The 18,351-nt window shown below is 41.5% G+C and carries 15 protein-coding genes; 9 read left to right on the top strand and 6 right to left on the bottom strand.

Annotation, left to right across the window (positions count from 1 at the left end; genetic code table 11):
- Positions 1-48: 48 nt before the first annotated feature.
- The 3 genes from ESA94_RS02600 to ESA94_RS02610 all read right to left on the bottom strand — a co-directional run bounded on the left by ESA94_RS02600 (position 49) and on the right by ESA94_RS02610 (position 3,830).
- A complete protein-coding gene (locus tag ESA94_RS02600) occupies positions 49-2,862 on the bottom strand; it encodes a TolB family protein (RefSeq protein WP_129129291.1) in 2,814 nt (937 codons plus the stop codon).
- Positions 2,863-2,928: 66 nt separating this feature from the next.
- On the bottom strand, positions 2,929-3,237 hold the full coding sequence (locus ESA94_RS02605; protein ID WP_129129292.1) for a phosphoribosylpyrophosphate synthetase: 309 nt from the start codon (positions 3,235-3,237) through the stop codon (positions 2,929-2,931).
- Between the two features lie 95 nt (positions 3,238-3,332).
- The gene (locus ESA94_RS02610; protein WP_129129293.1) at positions 3,333-3,830 is read right to left on the bottom strand and encodes an Lrp/AsnC family transcriptional regulator; all 498 of its coding nucleotides are present in this window, start codon (positions 3,828-3,830) and stop codon (positions 3,333-3,335) included.
- Between the two features lie 118 nt (positions 3,831-3,948).
- Between ESA94_RS02610 and ahcY the strand changes: the two genes are divergently transcribed.
- Both ahcY and ESA94_RS02620 read left to right on the top strand, forming a co-directional pair.
- Positions 3,949-5,277 carry an adenosylhomocysteinase gene (gene ahcY, locus ESA94_RS02615; protein ID WP_129129294.1) on the top strand — a complete coding sequence of 443 codons (1,329 nt, stop codon included), beginning with the start codon at positions 3,949-3,951 and terminating at the stop codon, positions 5,275-5,277.
- A 91-nt stretch (positions 5,278-5,368) separates the two neighbouring features.
- Positions 5,369-5,989, top strand: coding sequence for a Pr6Pr family membrane protein (locus ESA94_RS02620; protein ID WP_129129295.1), 621 nt, complete (start codon positions 5,369-5,371; stop codon positions 5,987-5,989).
- Positions 5,990-6,041: 52 nt separating this feature from the next.
- Here the strand turns inward: ESA94_RS02620 and ESA94_RS02625 are convergent, their stop codons facing one another.
- Positions 6,042-6,746 (bottom strand): hypothetical protein, encoded by a 705-nt coding sequence (locus tag ESA94_RS02625; protein ID WP_129129296.1) that lies wholly within the window; start codon positions 6,744-6,746, stop codon positions 6,042-6,044.
- A gap of 223 nt (positions 6,747-6,969) precedes the next feature.
- Here ESA94_RS02625 and ESA94_RS02630 point away from each other — a divergent pair, with 223 nt between their 5' ends.
- The 7 genes from ESA94_RS02630 (at position 6,970) to ESA94_RS02660 (ending at position 13,776) form a co-directional block, all read left to right on the top strand.
- Entirely contained in the window at positions 6,970-7,878 is a 909-nt protein-coding gene (locus ESA94_RS02630; protein WP_129129297.1) for a hypothetical protein, read from the top strand.
- Position 7,879: 1 nt separating this feature from the next.
- Positions 7,880-8,482 carry a hypothetical protein gene (locus tag ESA94_RS02635; RefSeq protein ID WP_129129298.1) on the top strand — a complete coding sequence of 201 codons (603 nt, stop codon included), beginning with the start codon at positions 7,880-7,882 and terminating at the stop codon, positions 8,480-8,482.
- A 164-nt stretch (positions 8,483-8,646) separates the two neighbouring features.
- A complete protein-coding gene (locus ESA94_RS02640) occupies positions 8,647-10,284 on the top strand; it encodes a M14 family metallopeptidase (protein WP_129129299.1) in 1,638 nt (545 codons plus the stop codon).
- A gap of 23 nt (positions 10,285-10,307) precedes the next feature.
- Entirely contained in the window at positions 10,308-12,044 is a 1,737-nt protein-coding gene (locus tag ESA94_RS02645; protein WP_129129300.1) for a M14 family metallopeptidase, read from the top strand.
- Between the two features lie 212 nt (positions 12,045-12,256).
- Positions 12,257-12,895 (top strand): peptidylprolyl isomerase, encoded by a 639-nt coding sequence (locus ESA94_RS02650; RefSeq protein ID WP_164972608.1) that lies wholly within the window; start codon positions 12,257-12,259, stop codon positions 12,893-12,895.
- 149 nt (positions 12,896-13,044) lie between these two features.
- Positions 13,045-13,350, top strand: a complete 306-nt coding sequence (locus ESA94_RS21335; RefSeq protein ID WP_262708012.1) for a lysozyme inhibitor LprI family protein — start codon at positions 13,045-13,047, stop codon at positions 13,348-13,350.
- A 123-nt stretch (positions 13,351-13,473) separates the two neighbouring features.
- On the top strand, positions 13,474-13,776 hold the full coding sequence (locus ESA94_RS02660) for a hypothetical protein (RefSeq protein ID WP_129129303.1): 303 nt from the start codon (positions 13,474-13,476) through the stop codon (positions 13,774-13,776).
- A gap of 50 nt (positions 13,777-13,826) precedes the next feature.
- Here ESA94_RS02660 and ESA94_RS02665 read toward each other — a convergent pair whose 3' ends face one another.
- Together ESA94_RS02665 and ESA94_RS02670 are read right to left on the bottom strand one after the other, a co-directional pair.
- A complete protein-coding gene (locus ESA94_RS02665; RefSeq protein WP_129129304.1) occupies positions 13,827-15,263 on the bottom strand; it encodes a RagB/SusD family nutrient uptake outer membrane protein in 1,437 nt (478 codons plus the stop codon).
- Positions 15,264-15,282: 19 nt separating this feature from the next.
- On the bottom strand, positions 15,283-18,279 hold the full coding sequence (locus ESA94_RS02670) for a SusC/RagA family TonB-linked outer membrane protein (RefSeq protein ID WP_129129305.1): 2,997 nt from the start codon (positions 18,277-18,279) through the stop codon (positions 15,283-15,285).
- Positions 18,280-18,351 lie beyond the last annotated feature (72 nt).

Genomic DNA, 18,351 nt, shown 5'->3' on the forward strand with positions numbered 1-18,351 from the left:
CGATGACAATGAAATGTTATCGGCATTTTTATCTCATACTATCGTCGATTAAAACAATTCGATCGGCAGTATCAACTCAAACTGATTAGGATTCTTTCCGGGCTCCAGCACATCGGTTGTAAGCAAACGGCTGTAACGTACCCCAAATGTAAAGGGCTGTACATTCCACAATCTTGTATCAAAATACAATTCGCCCCCTGCCGATTCAAATGGAAATTCTCTTCCTGTGCGCAAACTCCTGCCATGTGTATAATCGTAAAACAAATTACCACGCACACGCAAAAAGTAAATAAGATTGGCTATTCCAAACTCCGGGTATACGATCGGGAAATGATAGTTGGCACTTACTCTCCACATGCGTGGCAAATTCACTGCATTAAATCCACGTGCAAAGGAAAGATTGTTGCTGAACAATCCACCACGCAACGTGTCTCTTGAAAAAGCAGAAGCAAATAACACAATACTATGGTTACGCAACAAACCCGGCAGGTATAACCCTGCATTGAACAATACCTGGCTTCCCTGTTGTCCGTTAACCGTTCTTCTGTAACGAACTGAGAAAACGTTTGCAAATTTCGGATAGATCTGTTGGTATGCTTTCTGCGTTTGCGTTACCCAACTGATGGATGAATTTGTATAATTGATCGTACGATCGTTTAATAAACGCTTTGCAATACCTGTAAAATTCATTTGCTCGGCATTAATGGAACTGCTGAATGTAAGATTACTGTACAACAATCCACCGGTAAAATTGAATGGCAATGTTACACCTGCGTTTACGTTGCTTACATTCCATGTTAACGTAGTATCGGCATTGTACACCTGGCTGCGGCTCCATGTTTGCGATGCACCAACAGATAATTGCGGATACAATCCACCATAAACAAGTGCAGCCGACAAACCATGCGATGCTTCGTTGCGGTTGTAGTTATAGCTATACTCACCAACCATTGTGTTGAGTATATTGTTGCTGAAGAAGGTAATACCATAATCGGGATCGGTAGTATATGGTCGCCAACTGTGTATATTAAAAAGATTGAGACCCGAACGATACCGTTTTATTGTTCCTTCCAATGGCTTCACCTCCTGCAAAATGTTTCGTTCAATTGATTTGGTTGTTGAAACATACAGATCGGACAAGGCATTAGGTTGCGCTTCTTCTGTTAAACGCAGATCGGTTATGTTCTGCTTCAGCAACATATATCCATCAGCTGTAAAAGTATTCCAGAGCAACTTACCCGTTGCTGTATTTAAACTTGCCTGGTAATTTCCGTTGGGCAGATCGGCTGCACGAAACAATTTCTTTTGCTTCAGATCGTACAGGTACAAAGCATCTCTTCCGTTTTGTGGTGCTGTAAATACAACCGTATCACCGGAAACCTGCACATATCCCAATACGGTATTGCTGAACGGAAATAACAATTGTCCTTCTTTTCCTTCAAGGTTTGTTTGCAGCAAACTCATTTCACCTTTTTGGTTACGCACTGCACTTATAACCGACAATCCATCTGCCGAAAATTTGGGATAAGAATAAACATAACCCTCCGGATTGGGCAAATCATATTTCAACGAATCGTTTACGCCAATCATCTGCAGATTCGTTTGCAGATCGGTTGTTGCATTTACTGCAATTACTTTCGATGCATCGGGCGAAAGATCGGGTTGAAACAAACGTGTTTTGCTGGTGATCTTTTTTATTTCATTCACTGCCGGGTTCCAGATCTTCAGCACAGAATAGGTTTTCCATTCCCAGCGGGCATCAGTAGCAAACGCTGTGTATACGATTTTTCCGTTACGATACGAATAGTACTGATCTTCGGCAATATCTTTTGGCCGCAGTTTTTCTTCATGTCCGTTTGTATGAATACGCACCCATGTTGGCACTTGCCTGTACGATGTTTTCAACACAAGCACACTGCCATCTGCCTCTTCAATCGGATAGAGGTAGTTGCGCACATTATTCTTATCGGCTTTGGTAACTGTCTGCATGTTTGCAAAAAACGATTGCGATTCGATCTGCATCTTTGTTTTATACCAGCTGAATGCATCGTTTACAAATTGCTTATACGTTACACCCGTATATTTCTGTACCGCTTTCTGAAACGGGAATACAATCTTTTTAAAATCAAGTGCATCTTTGTTCACCTTTGTCCATAAATCGTTGCCGAACTTTTCCCGTCCATAGGTTACAAGCAAATAACCAAGATCGTAATGGTTAGGTACAAAATGCCTGTATGATCCGTTTCTTAATTTCTGGTACGAATAATTTTTCTTAGCCAGCCACAACGAACGATAGGAGTTAAAGAAAGAGGGTAATCGTCCCCTTCCCTGTTCGCTGCTCATTGTTTCCTGCCAAACGGCATCGCCTTCCCAAAACCATTCGGGAACTGCAAGATTCATTGCTACAGCTTGTCCTTCCTGTCCAAAGAATACGCCTGCCAGTTTAGGAATGGTACGATTGAAATTCGAGAACTGCTCCACATGCCTGAACTCGTGCAACGCAAGATACCGGTGCCAGGGAAGAGCACCACTTTGCAGATTGTTTAAATCGGGCATCATGTAAAACTCACTGCGCCACGGTGCCGGACCAACATACGCATTGGATGCAGTTGTTTGGTTCTGTAACACCACATTGAACTTACGGTGCTGTGTACCCAACGCCGCAGGATTGTTCTTTACCAGCTGATGCTGCAACCATGCGACTTCTCTCGCCTGCTTTTCCAGCGACTTAGGAAAGATGACACGCACCGTATCGGTAGTAAGCTGATAGAATTTTAAAGAAGTTGGATTACCGCCAAACACCTGGGCATTGGTTTTAGCAGCAAAAACAAAAAGTAAGAAAGAGAAGATCAATCGTTTCATAACCATAATTAAAAATAAAAAAGGAAAATCGATTCTGATCTTCCTTTACCATGAAATTATTAAGCTTTATTGATTGTGATGATCCACCAGCTTCTTCATCATCTCCCCACCAACTGCTTCGGCCGATGTGCCATAGCCATTTACAAATACACCTTTGTGCCCGTCTTTCGATTCAATGGCATACACGATCTCTTCATCTGATGGATTTGTATCACCTTCAAATCGATAGATCTCTTTGATCTCAAATTCATGCGGCGTTAAATTCAAATCAGGATTAAAACATTGCAAGGAGTTTACCTGCAAATTAAAATCAAGCGTAAAGCCTCTTTCTCTCAAACCGTTGATGGCATCGGTTACTGTATCGTAGTTGTACATATAATAAAGTTTATAGTTTATTGTTTTTAGTTTCTTGTTAATCGCTAAAGTCTTACTTCGTACCACTTACATCCTACTTCGTCCCTCGTACTTCTCTACACCATCACATGCGTTTGTTTCAATACGCCCATTACAAACACACTCTGCACATTGCCCATGTTTTCGCTTTGGCTCAGCTTGTTTACATGAAAGTTATAATAATCATCCATGTTCTCCGCCACCACCTTCAACATAAAATCAAACTCACCGGAAATATTATAGCACTCGATCACTTCCGGCAACTCATTAATATGTTTAATAAATTTCGTGCCTGCATTTTTGCTGTGCTCTTTTAGCGAAACATAACAGATCACCATTAAACCCTTCTTTACTTTTGCATGATCGATGAGTGCAGCATATTGCTTGATCACCCCACTCCGTTCCAGCCATTTGATGCGTTCATGCACTGGTGTGGTGCTCAGGTGAACCTTATCTGCGATCTCCTTCACCGTCATCCGTGCATTTTGCTGCAGCAGACGGAGAATACTCAGGTCGGTTTTATCGAGCGTAACCGGTTCTTTAGTGATTTGTTCTGTTTTGATCGCTTTTGCCATGGGTAAACAGGTTTTTGTCCTTTTATCTACCTCCAATTTAGAATGATTTCCTGAATTTATTCACATTCGTATTATTTTATCCTGAAAAACTACCTTTGCAATCTAAAAACATTACAATATGTCAACGCTCACAAGAAGCACTATTGATTTCGATCTGAAATACAAAGTGGCAGATATCAGCCTCGCAGAATGGGGTCGTAAAGAAATTCGTTTAGCTGAAGCAGAAATGCCGGGCTTAATGTCGATCCGTGCAGAATTTGGTGCACAACAACCATTGAAAGGTGCACGTGTTGCCGGTTGTTTACACATGACCATCCAGACTGCGGTGTTAATTGAAACACTCGTTGCTTTGGGTGCTGAAGTTAAATGGAGCTCTTGCAATATCTTCTCTACACAAGATCATGCTGCTGCTGCTATTGCTGCTGCAGGTATTGGTGTTTACGCATGGAAAGGCCAAACACAAGCAGAAGCTGACTGGTGTATTGAACAAACATTGTTCTTTGGTGGTGCTGACCGTCCTTTGAACATGATCCTTGATGATGGTGGTGATTTAACCAACATGGTGTTGGATAACTATACTGAACTGATTGCCGGTATTAAAGGTATCAGCGAAGAAACTACAACAGGTGTTCACCGTTTGTACGAGCGTGTAACAAAAGGTACATTACCAATGCCTGCTATCAATGTAAACGACAGTGTTACTAAATCGAAGTTCGATAACAAATACGGTTGTAAAGAATCATTGGTTGATTCTATCCGTCGTGCTACCGACGTTATGCTTGCAGGTAAAATTGCAGTTGTTGGTGGTTACGGTGATGTGGGTAAAGGTTCTGCTGCTTCATTAGCAGGCGCTGGTTGCCGTGTGATTGTTACAGAAATTGATCCTATCTGTGCTTTGCAAGCTGCAATGGATGGTTTTGAAGTAAAGAAAATGAAAGATGCGGTGAAAGAAGCTGACATTGTTGTTACTGCTTCTGGTTGTCGTGATCTCATCACCGGCGAACATTTCAAACTGATGAAAGACAAAGCCATCGTTTGTAACATTGGTCACTTCGATATTGAAATTGATGTTGCATGGTTGAACGATAACTACGGTGACACAAAAGACACAGTGAAACCACAGGTTGATATTTACAATGTAGATGGTAAAGACATCATCCTCTTGGCTGAAGGTCGCCTCGTAAACCTTGGTTGTGCTACCGGTCACCCATCATTTGTGATGAGTAACTCATTCAGTAACCAAACATTGGCGCAGATCGAACTTTGGTTGAACCACAGCAAGTACAACAATGATGTGTACGTTCTTCCGAAACACCTCGATGAAAAAGTTGCCCGTTTACACCTTGCTAAAATTGGTGTTGAACTGGAAGAATTAACAACTGTTCAAGCTGATTATCTCGGTCTTGCAAAAGAAGGTCCGTTTAAACCTGAACATTATCGTTATTAATACAGCTTTAAGCTGCAAGCAAAACCCGTTTCAATTGAAACGGGTTTTTGTTTTTTAAGTTCTTGCTTATCTTTAAGCACAACATCTTACTATGTCATCCATCGGCCAACGCATCACCCAAATTGTAATAGCACTTGTTGCATGGTTTGCAATTCTTTTACAATTGTACCTGCAGATCATTAACCGTACAACCGGCGTTGCAGAAGCAGTAATTCGTTTCTTCAGCTACTTCACCATTCTCACAAACATCATCGTAGCTGTTTGTTTTACTTCATTAGCCCTTCAAAAAGGAAAAGCGTTTCGCTTTTTCAATAACCCCGGAGTGCTTACAGCAGTAACTGTTTACATTTTTATTGTGGGGCTTATTTATAATCTTGTATTACGTTCGTTATGGAACCCGCAGGGTTTGCAATTGCTGGCAGATAATCTTTTACATTCGGCAACACCAGCACTTGCATTGCTTTACTGGCTGTTTTTCGCCAATACCAAACAAGTAAGCTGGAAAAGCACCACTTCATGGTTGATCTATCCATTGCTCTATCTCATATATGTGATCATTCGTGGAGCGTTCAGTAATTTCTATCCTTACTTTTTTATCGATGTAAGTAAACTCGGCTACAGCAAAGCATTTGTAAATGCATTTTATGTAACGGTTTGTTTCCTGCTGGTGTCGCTGCTATTATTATGGGTTGGCAAAAAGAAAAAAGCATGATCAGCTATACCTTATAAAACAAAGCCCCCGCTTTTGCGGGGGCTTTGTTTTATTATCCGGCAAAAATATACCCACAACCATGTTCCTGTGCCCTGCCTAATGCCCATACACCGGAAGGCACCGGTTGAATACCCGGCAACATTCCTGCCAGCCATTCTTTACGAACAGCTTCAACTTCCATTTTTGCAGCACCGGCAACTACTGCTGAGTAAACGCCAAATGCTGCCTGGCAATAACAGAACATCACACCTTCTTTTTGCAGGTCATTAATACCAAGTGGTATTGCACCAATACCCGGAATGACAAAATCATCGGGTTTGGGTTGCCAGAAAGGATTACGTGTTGCTGGCTTACTTGTTTTAGGATCGTTGGCTTTAAATACTTCACCAAGATTATATTTTGCCCATAATTTATCTTCCATTGCATAACCAATTGCCGAATGACGCAGCACCACCACCACGCTGCAGTCTTTTGCACCGGTACCGGTAGCTTCATTGGTCAACAGGAAAACTTTAGGCCATGCAAAAGGAAAAATTTCATGCGGTTGTGTTGCATCAAACACAATACGATGTTTGCCTTTAATTTGTTTGAACCATTCGTCGGGGTTTGATTCATCTGTTGCCATACTGTTTTCCAGGAAAGCCCCGGCATTGGCAGCTCCTGGAAAAGACGCAAGGCCAAGAGCCGCAGCTCCGGCAGCAAATGCACCTAAAAATTCTCTGCGTGCAGTTACCTGTTTCTGTTCATTTTTTTTCATGACTTTTTTTATTTTGATGTTAAGAACAAGACAAGGCATACGAACCGGCACAGATTAAAACGGGAGCGGAATTTAAAAGGTTGGTGCGGAAGAGTAAGTATAACAAGTTAAACAATCCGTTACTGAAATGCAAGCAGTAAATCGTTGCTGTGGCATATTGTTGCAAATATGATAATTGCGTGATCGTCATCATCTAAGTTCGCAGTTTAGTTTTACTTTTAGCATGATAAGCGTTTTCGAAAGCATGGGCATTTATTCAAGACTACTTTTCTGTTGTTTATACTGGCTTGTTGTGTTTGCAGCAGCTGCACAAACACACAGTAACACATATGCAGACAAAAAACAACAGGCGTTATCGCTGGTAAAACAAATCACTCTTACAAAAAGCAATAGCTGGCCAAACGTTAACCCCGATCTTTTTCTTGCCAACCTTAAACGTAACATTGAACGGCCGGTGTTTTTATATGCAGGACGTAACACCAACTTCTGCAGTTATGCCGCTGTAGGCTATATCTTACTCGAACAGGATCCGTCAGGTTACGTACAATTCATGCTCGACCTGTATACGAATGGAGAAGCGTTGTACGCAAACACAACGTATAAACCAGCTGAAGCTGTAAGAAAAACAGCAGGCACCATTTTGTACGAAGGTGAGCTGGACCGCAATGATGCCGACCAGGTTTTCTTTTTTACACTTGCCGATCATTACAAAGGTTATCTCAACATTTTGCACCTCAAGTATAAACGGGATGGAGAACTTGGACTTTGGGCCGCAACCAATCTTGCAAAATTCAACCGTATGCTTCGTGCTATGATGCAAACTGAAATACGTTGCATTGGTTACGACCTTGTTCGGGTAAAACAAAAACACCTGGTTGATTCGCTGCAGAAAAAACTTGCGCAGGGCGATGTATTTCTTTATCTCAACAATGGCATTCTCCGTAAAAAAAATCATAACAAAGTAAAGAAGCACATCCCTACACACTATGTTGTTTTAAAAAGTATTGTTGAAGAAAACGGACATATCACAATGACTTACTGGGATGCAGGCTTTACAACACAACGGCAAATTGACACAAAAGCTCTTTACAGCATGCTTTTCGGCATCAGCTGGAGTGTACGACACAGGTAAGATGAAAAACAGATTGTTCATATTGATTTTTCTATCAGCTGCTTTCATCAGTGGATGCAGAACCGGCAAACAGTTTCCGGGCAATTATTATTTTCAGCATGAGCAAGCCATTATTGCAATTGAAAAGCAATATGCACAGCTTACAACAAACCGATTAATATCGCTCGGTTTTACCGATGGAGAGTTCAGGCATGTACTGGCCGAAATGAAAACAGACAGCATCCGCTATGTGTACGAATTCAATCTCGCCGATCCATCATTTGCAGATACACTTGTAAAATACGGTTACGATGCAGTTACCTGTATTAATCTGCTGAAAGACATGAAGACCATCAAATGCACATGGATCAATAAACTCGATTATTATACAGATAAAGAAGCAAAGCTGCTTACGTTTATGAGTATTCGGAATGGTGCACGTACTTCTCCTTTTTCGCCCGAAAAATATTTTATTCTCACCTTTTACCAGCAACCGCAGTACTACGATGAAAACGGTGTATTGCTCGACAGAAGAAACCTGCGGCGTGCACGCAAAATCAACAACGAAATTTTCTACCGTATAAACGAGAAAGTTTGTTACACTGTTTCAGCTAAGTTCAGATAACTGCACATATCTGGCTTTATGATCCTGTTTAATGATCATACTCTTAATTCCTACCTCATACTTCCTGCTATCTCTCCCAACCCATCCCCCTATTCCGCCATTCATCAAAAGCAGAGCTACAGGCTTTTGTTTTCAGTATATTCGGCAACCAAAACAATTTCAGTATGATGAAAAGAATAGGTGCTTACCTGTTGTGCATGCTCTGTTATAACAGCATCACCGCACAAACAGGCTACAGCAATTTCGCCCAGCAAAGCAACCGCATTAACGCATTGGCAAAAGCCAATCCGCAATGGGTAAAAGTAAAATCAATTACTAAAACAACAGGTGGCAAAGACATTTGGCAGATCACCATTGGCTCCGGCAACACCGAAAGCAAACCTGCTATTGCAGTTGTTGGAGGTGTGGAGGGTAATATGCCACTCAGTTCTGAACTGGCCATTGGTTTTGCAGAAAATTTATTGCAGGGCATCAACAGCGACAGCATTAAAAACCTGTTGAACAAAACAACGTTTTATATTTTTCCAAATATGAGTCCTGATGCAATGGAACAATACTTTGCATCGCTGCGTTATGAACGCCAGGGCAATGCTACTTCAACCGATGATGATCGTGATGGCAAAAGCAATGAAGATGGTTACGATGATTTGGATGGCAACAACAAGATCACCTGGATGCGTGTTGAATCGCCTATTGGTACCTACCGTGTACATCCCAACGATCCGAGAGTATTGATAAAAGCCGATGCAAGTAAAGGCGAAAAAGGAACTTATCTTGTTTTTACCGAAGGCAAAGACAATGACAAAGACGGCAACTTCAATGAAGATGCAGAAGGTGGCGTTTGGTTCAATAAGAACTTAACATTTAAGCATCCATCTTTTTCACAAGGCTCAGGCGAATATCCTGCAAGTGAAAATGAAACAAGAGCGCTGTTGGATGAATTGTTCGATCGTTTTAATGTGTATGCTGTCATCAGTTTCAGCAGTAACAATAATTTAAGTACACCTCTTTCATTTAATCCGCAAGCTGCCACCGCTCCTGTTCTTGCAGGATGGTTAATGCCCGATACAAAAGTAAACAGCATGGTGAGCGACCTATACAACAAAACTGTTGGTTTAAAAGATGCGCCTGCATCATCTGCAAACGGCGGCGATCTTTTATCATGGGGTTATTATCACTATGGCCGTTTCAGTTTCAGCACACCGGGATGGTGGGTGCCGAAAACAAAACCCGATACTGCAAAAAATGAAAAAGCATTTACCGTAGAAGATGCAACAGCAAACTATTTGCGTTGGGCTTCGCAACAAAATATCGGCAATGTTTTTACCGAATGGAAAACAATTCAGCATCCTGATTTTCCGAATCAAAAAGTGGAAGTGGGTGGTGTTGATCCGTTTGTAATGCAAACACCTCCTTTTTCACTCGTACCTGATCTTGTAAAAAAACACAGTGCATTTATTGTAAAACTTGCAGCTGCACAACCCGAGATCGACATCATTAATGTGCAAACGGAAAAACTGGCAAATGGCTTAACAAGAATTACGCTTGACGTCATTAACAAAGCTGCCTTGCCTTCGCATTCTAAATTAGGTGAACGTAGTTATTGGGTAAAACGCATCAATGTAAAAGTGAACAACAGCAGTTCGCAATCCATCATCAGTGGTAAAAAGATTCAACTGTTGAATGCATTGGAAGGTTACAGTTCCAAACAACTTACATGGTTAATTAAAGGAACCGGCAAAGTAACCATTGAAGCAGGAAGTCCAACAACAGGAACAAAAACAATTGAGGTTACACTTTAATGTTCACTCCAAATTTTTCTACAATGAAACTTCACATAAAACAATTCATCGCATCAGCAGCATTCAGTGTAAGTGCATTGCTTGCAACTGCACAAAATGCCGATCAGATATTTAAAGCAGCAGGCTCACCAGCCAATCCAAAAGTAACAGTCAGCTGGAACCGTTATTACGATCATGCAGGCATTACTGAAATTTGCAAGAAGATTGCTGCCGCACATCCCGAGTTAGCAAAACTGCAATCCATCGGCAAATCGTATAAAGGCCGTGATATCTGGTGCCTTACCATTACCGATTTCAAAAAAGGAAATCCTGATCAGAAACCCGGTATGTACATCGATGGTAATATACACTCGAACGAAGTGCAGGGCGCAGAGTTTTCATTGTACACTGCATGGTATTTAACGGAGACGTTTAAAGACACACGTTTCATTAAAGAGTTGTTGGCCGATAAAGTTTTTTATATCGTCCCAACAATTAATCCCGATGGCCGTGACAGTTATTTTCATGAGCCTAATACAGGAAGCACACCACGTTCAGGTGTTATTCCTGTAGATAATGATCGTGATGGTTTAACAGATGAAGACGGTTATGATGACCTTGATAAAGACAATGAAATTTTATTGATGCGTCGTAAGAGTGCAACGGGTCGTTACCGTGTTGATCCGTCCGATCCACGCAGAATGATACAGGTTGGCCCGGATGAAAAAGGGGATTATGAATTGCTTGGACTTGAAGGAAAAGATGATGATGGTGATGGTGTGGTAAATGAAGATGGTTATACATTTCAATACGATCCTAACCGTGACTGGGGTTGGGGATGGCAACCAAACTATATACAGAATGGTGCGTATAAATATCCATTCTCGTTGCCTGAATCGAGAGCAGTGATGGATTTCGTGATGAAGCATCCGAATATTGCAGGTGCACAATCGTATCACAATGCAGGTGGTATGATCTTACGAGGCCCCGGCGATCCTACCGACCAGGTTACTTATAATCCGCAGGACATACAGGTGTACGATATCATTGCACGCAAGGGCGAAGAATTGATTCCGGGCTACCGTTATCTCATTGTACACAAAGATCTCTATGCTGCGTATGGTGGCGAACTAGATTGGTTCTATGGCGGTCGTGGTATCTATACTTATTCGAATGAATTATGGACTCCGTATTTAATGTTCAATAAAGATGCAACACGCAACCCGCAGGACAACAGCAATTTTCAATTTGACAGTTATCTCCTATTTAAAGATGCATTTGTTGATTGGCATGAATACGATCATCCGCAATATGGTAAAATTGAAATTGGTGGTTTCAAGAAAAATTTTGGCCGTGCACATCCCGGATTTTTGTTAGAAAGTGATGCGCATCGCAATATGGCTTTCACGATCTATCATGCATATCATACGCCGTTACTCAATGTTGATACAGTTACAGAAAAAGACTTAGGCAATGGATTGAAAGAAGTAACTGCAGTTATTTCAAACAGTCGCATTATGCCAACACACAGCAGTCATGATCTGAAGTTTAAAATTGAACGACCTGATTATATTTCCATCAGTGGTGTAAAAGCTGTTGCAGGAATGGTTGTTGAAAATGCCGATCTTAACATCACAACCGAACAAGCGACAAATCCTGAACGTATTGAAGTGGCTAATATTCCCGGCTTATCAACTGTTACGGTTCGTTGGGTTGTGCAAGGCAGCGGAAAATATACCATTAGCGTTGATAGTAAGAAAGGTGGAGTAGCGAAGAAATAAAGTACGAAGTAAGATGTACGAGGTACGAAGAATGAATCTCTCCGTTTCCTTGGTGCATTCTCAGTGTTCGTTGTGTAACTTATTATTCGCTCAAAGAACACAAAGTCTTTTCACGGAGCACAAAAAGAAAATCCTCACACTAACGTTGTGAGGATTTTTTATTGATGTCTGTTTACCGAAAGCTTTGTAATTTTCGGCATCAAGCATTCAACATGAAATCATTGCTACTTTTTATATGCACTTCACTCCTGTTTATACAAACACATGCACAGGTATTGAAAACAGATGCCAACCTTTTAAAGCTAAAAGCACCCGAAACTTTTAAAGCAGAGTTTGTAACAACCAAAGGCAATTTTACCGTTGAAGTATATCGCAACTGGTCGCCGCTTGGTGCCGATCGGTTTTATCAACTCATCCGCAGCGGTTACTATAACAATACTGTTATCTTTCGTGTAGTAAAAGATTTTTTGGTACAGTTTGGTGTAAGCGAAGACAAACAGAAGAACATTTTCTGGCAGGGGAAAAATTTAAAAGACGAACCGGTGGTTGGCTCCAATACCGACAGCACCATTTGTTTTTCACGTGGCGCCCCCAATACACGCAAAACATCCATCTTTATTAATCTACGTAACAACCTCACTTATGATACATTGAATGCAGGCGGCGTAAAGGGCTTTGTTCCTTTTGCAAAAGTCATCACCGGCATGGATGTGGTGCGTCAATTCTTTTCAGGTTATGGAAACGATGCCATGAAACCGGCCGATACCATTTACTTCAAAGGCAATAAATGGTTCATCAATAAATTTCCGCAGATCGATATTATTAAAGAAGCAAAAGTGATCAAAGAATAACCCTAACCCTTGTTTAAATGTTTCGCTACACAATTCTCTTTTGCATACTGCTTACTCTTTCTGCTTACGGCAACTGCTTTGCACAGAATGAAAAAACGATCGACAGTTTAGAAACAAAATACCAAGCCTGTCTCGATGAAGGGAAAAACATGCTTGACTGTTCTAAATCGTTTTACAAAGTGATGGATAGCATGCTCAATATTGTTTATTTCAAAATAGCTGCAAAACTCGATTCAAACCATAAGATTCAGCTAAGAAACGAACAACGAAGTTGGCTAACATCCCGAAATGTATATTTTAAAATGACTTTAAATAAGTTTAAGCAAAAACATCCTGGCAAATCACCATTGGGTAATTCTTCGGGAGCTCAGGACGATGCGATGATAATGCATGATGAAAATGCTCAGTTTGTTAAAGAAAGAATACTTGCATTACTGAAAAGAACTTTCAATTAATCGCTTTAGCCTGACAAAGGTTAAGTTTTCCACAAAAAACAACTTGTGCATGAGATTTGCTTTTGTTTCTATTCCCATATCCGCATCAGTAGAACAGCACACAACTAAAAAACTTACATACTGATGAAACTACAGGTAACAAAAAACATTCAGTTCACCCGTTTAATTAAAGCAGACGGGCGCTTACGTGAATTCAACTTCCGCAAGCTTGGCGGCTTACAGGAAGGCATCTTTAGCGTAGATGTGGCCGATGAACGTGGCAACCGCCTACTCTTTAAAATGCAGAAAGACGATTACGGCTGGAAGATATCGGAAGAAATTACAGAACTCCCCGATTGGGTACTTGCCTCTTCGCAGATTCTGCATGAAAAAATTGAAGAAGTGCTGCACGCCGAATTAACACATCACGAAAGGGAAGAACAATAAAAAAGCTGTTCAGTAAATAACTGAACAGCTTTTCCTGTTAACATCAATCATTAATAACCCTGGTTCTGTACAAGGTTTGGATTTACTTTGATTTCATTAAATGGAATCGGGAATGTCCACGATCTTGACGTTGGGGAAATATTGCAGTTGGATGCACGTGAACCACCGGCAACACCACACTCTGTGCGGATAATGGTCTTCGTTGTTCTGCGCAGATCGAACCAACGATGACCTTCACCAAGCAACTCAACACGACGCTGCAACAAAATTGCATCGAGCAATGCTGTACCTGCTTCTGCACCTGTTGCTACTCCCCTGTTTGTACGCAACAGGTTAAGATCATCAAGAGCTGTGGCATCGCTTGTTCGTTGTTTTGCTTCAGCACGCATCAATACCAACTCGCCTGCACGAAAAACTTTAAAGCTGCGTATGCCGGGATACTTCCAGCAAAGTGTACGTTGTATACCACCAAGACCGGCTTGGTTAAAACGATTAACACCTGTGTTTATGTACGCACCGCCCTGCGATTGCAATACCGCACTCATTGCTGCTGTTACACGATAGTTAGGACTTGCGCCGCTTACAGCAGCACCGGGACGTAAAGCATTATCCGACGGAATAGCCCAATACACTTCGCTTGATGGAGCTGCTTCACCCGCAACAGAAAAAGCTGAAACATAATTTGCAGAAGTTCCTACTGGGCGTAAACCCAACGCCACATTTGCATCGCTGATAACAGCTGTCCATTGCGAAGCATAATAATTAACCCGTGCACGCATGGCATACACAACTACACTGTCAATGTAATTACGTGTTGTATTATCGGCTGTGTTACCACCATCACGAAAAGCAACCAATGCATCTGCAAAATCTTTCAGCACTGCATCGTAATTTTCTTTAACAGTGTTACGTGCAGGTAAGTTTGCAAATGGTTTTTGCGGATCGAACACCGTTACGTAAGGCACACCAAGTGCAGTTGAATTACGTCCGAAGTCGGGGGCGAAATAACGCATCAGATCAAAATGTGCATGTGCACGAATTGCCAATGCCTGTGCTTTGATCTGTTTGGCTTCAGCAGCTGTTGAACCTGTTTCGTATTTGTCAATATACTTCAGCAGGTTGTTCACCCTGGAAATAATTTCGTAGGGTTGAACAAAGATGCCGGCAGCCTGTCCGTTATCGGAAGCATAGATCATTTCACTCATAATATTCCAGTTGCCTAAGCTTTCCAACGCTTCTACAAAATCATCCCCCATGAGTTCGGGCAAACCACTCCAGCCACTTGGCGAACCCGAAGCACCGGGATTACCATAATAGTTATTGCTTTGAAAACCATCGTATGCACCACGTAACGCATTGCGTACATCATCAAATGTTTTCAATTCGGTGAGCGACGTATCGGGCACCGTATCCAAAGGTTTCTTACATGCCATGAAACCTGTAAGCAACAGGGCCATCAGCAACAGAAACGGTTTATTCATCTTCATATACTAAGAATTTCGTTCGTTAAAAATTTAAGTTCAATCCAAAGTTGATGCTGCGTAATGCAGGGTATTGTGCACCACTTACAGAAGCATTGTTTCCGTCGCCATCAACAATTGAAGACACTTCAGGATCCCATCCCTGGAACTTATGCCATGTGTAAAGGTTTTGTCCTTGTGCAAACACACGCAAGCCTTGTATCTTCAGTTTTTGTGTAATACTTTTTGGCAAAGAGTAAGAAAGCATCACATTACGCAAACGCAGGAAGTCGCCTTTTTCAAGAAAGCGTGTCGTTTGTCCCTGTGTTGCTTCATCAATACGTGGGAAGTTGGTGATTTGTCCGGGTGTTGTCCATGCACTTAAACCGCTGCTTGCAAAACCGGATGTGGTGTATTGATAATACTCTACATTAAAGCGTGCATTGTTGTACACATAGTTACCTGCAGAATACACAAAGAATGCAGAAAGCTCCAGTCCTTTAAAGTTGAAGGTATTGGTGAAGCCTGCGTTATGCGGTGCATCACTTGTACCTAACACCGTAAGATCGTTGGCATCATAATCTTCTGTAATAGTTTTACCATCGGCTTTAAGGTATTGCGAATTACCATTTGCCGGATTTACACCTGCATATTGCACGAGATAAAAACTGTTCAATGGTTTGCCTACCTGCAATGCCTGGAAGCTTTTAAACAACTGGAAATCCTGGTTATCGGGCAATGATTTAATGGTGTTCTTATTGTACGCATAGTTTGCATCAATATTCCATTTGAAACTTTTTGCATCAATAATTCTAAACGAAAGACTTACTTCCACGCCTTTGTTTTCCATGTCGCCTGCGTTGGAAAGGAAGGTTCCGTTACCACCACTTGTTGCCGGAACTTTTGGTTCGAAGTACAAACCTGTTGTAACACTTTGGTATAACTCAACTGAACCTCGTATACGACTCTTCAGCAATTCAAAATCCAATCCAATATTTGCTGTTCTTCTTTTCTCCCATGTAAGATCAGGATTTGCAAGGCGTGTAATATTCAATGTTCCTTGTCCGCCATAAGTTGCACGACCATATTGTTGCAGATAAGGAAATTCGCCAATACCATTTTGATTACCAACTGCACCAAAACTTGCACGCAGCTTCAGGTAATTGACAGCATTTACTTTGAAGAAACTTTCATCGGATACTAGCCAGCCTGCACCAATTGAACCGTACTGTGTCCAACGGTTTTGCGGACTGAGGCGTGATGAACCATCTGTTCTTCCCGAGAGTGAAACAAAGTATCTGTTCTTAAATGAATAATCGGCTGTACCAAAGTACGAAAGCAACGAACTGTTTTCGGGAAAGCCACCACCAACAATAGGAATATAGCCATTGGTTGCAGTACCGGCAACAAGCCCGGCTTCATTATCGAACGGAAGTAACAAACCAAAACCTGTGAAGTTAAAACTGCGGCCTGTGCGACGAATAAATTCGGTATACACAGAAGTTGTTAATTCATGTTCATCATTTGCACCAAAACTTGCTTTGTGTGTAAGGCTGTTGGTAATAGTTGAACGGAAACGACGATCAAGGCTTCTTGCAATAGCACCATCAACAGAAAGTCCACTGCCGATTGCACCGTTTTGTTCTGCAGCTTGTGTTCCTTTCTTTGTAATAGCAAATGCTTCTGTTTGTGAATAATCGCCACCTGCATTAAAGCGATAAGTTAAGTTTTTAATGCCTGGTATTTTGTATTCAACAAAAACATTTCCGGTTGATTTTAACTGCCAGCTGTTATCACCATTCTCCAGTAACTCCTCAACAGGATTTAACCAGAATGGAAACTGAACAGAGCCTGCATACGTACCATCATCGTTATACGCTTTTTCGTAAGGCAATACCCACAAAACAGTATTCAATGGCGAACCAACACTCTGATCGCCTTCAAACGTTCCTCTGAAGTTTGACCAACCACCTGAAAGATTTACACCAAACTTAACGTTGCGTTCGGTATGTGCTAAATTCAATCGTCCGTTATAACGTTTTAAACCGGTATTGATGGTTACACCTTCCTGATCGAAATAACTGAACGAAGTATAGAAAGTTGTTTTTTCATTACCACCGCTTGCACTAACCTGGTGCGATTGCATTTTACCATCACGAAAAACAAAATCGTTCCAGTTATTATTGATCTGGCTGAGAGCAGTTACATCGGCAGCAGACCACCCCCATGGATTACCTGCAATGTTCATTTCAAAATCGAGTTTCTCTGCAGTATTCATCAGCTTCAGTTTATTTTCCGGAAGCATTGAAATACCAAATTGTCCATCGTATGCAAAACGAACTTTACCGCTGCGGCCTTTTTTGGTTGTAACAACAATAACACCATTTGCTGCACGTGAACCGTAAATAGCTGTTGATGCTGCATCTTTTAATACCGATACACTTTCAAAATCGCCTTGGTTGATGGTGCTGAAATCGCCGGGGCGTACCTCTACCCCATCAACGATATACAATGGATCTACCGATCCGTTTACAGAAGTTCGTCCACGAATAATTACATCGGCATTACGACCCGGTTGTCCCGATCCTGTTTTAACGTTTAAACCCGGAGCCTGTCCTTGTAAAATCTGATCGAAAGATGCAATGGGTTGGGTGCGGATATCGTCAATTACAACCGTTGCAGCTGAACCAATGTTCGAACGTTTGGAACGTGCACCATAACCGGTAATCACTACTTCTTTTAACGCACTTACCGTTGCAACTACTGTTGCATTAACAACAGTGCCATCAACAGTAATTTCTAAACGTTCAAAAGAAGTGCTGGTGAAAATAAGAACATCGCCTTGTTTTGCTTTGATAGAATAATTTCCCTGAGCATCTGCAGTAGCAATGGTTTGTGTGCCTTTTACCTGTACAGTAGCAAAAGGCTGGGGTTCTCCGTTTTGTGATGCGATCTTTCCCGTTACTGTTTGTGCCTGCACAAACGCAAATGAAAACAACGCAATCACAAATGAAAGAAGAACCCGGAGGTTTTTTCTTTTCATGAATGATAAGGTTTAAGTTGAAACAATGGTATAACTGTTGTCGTTCAACGGTTATAATGCATGCGAATTAAA

Source organism: Lacibacter luteus (assembly GCF_004118265.1).
GTDB classification, from domain to species: Bacteria; Bacteroidota; Bacteroidia; order Chitinophagales; family Chitinophagaceae; genus Lacibacter; species Lacibacter luteus.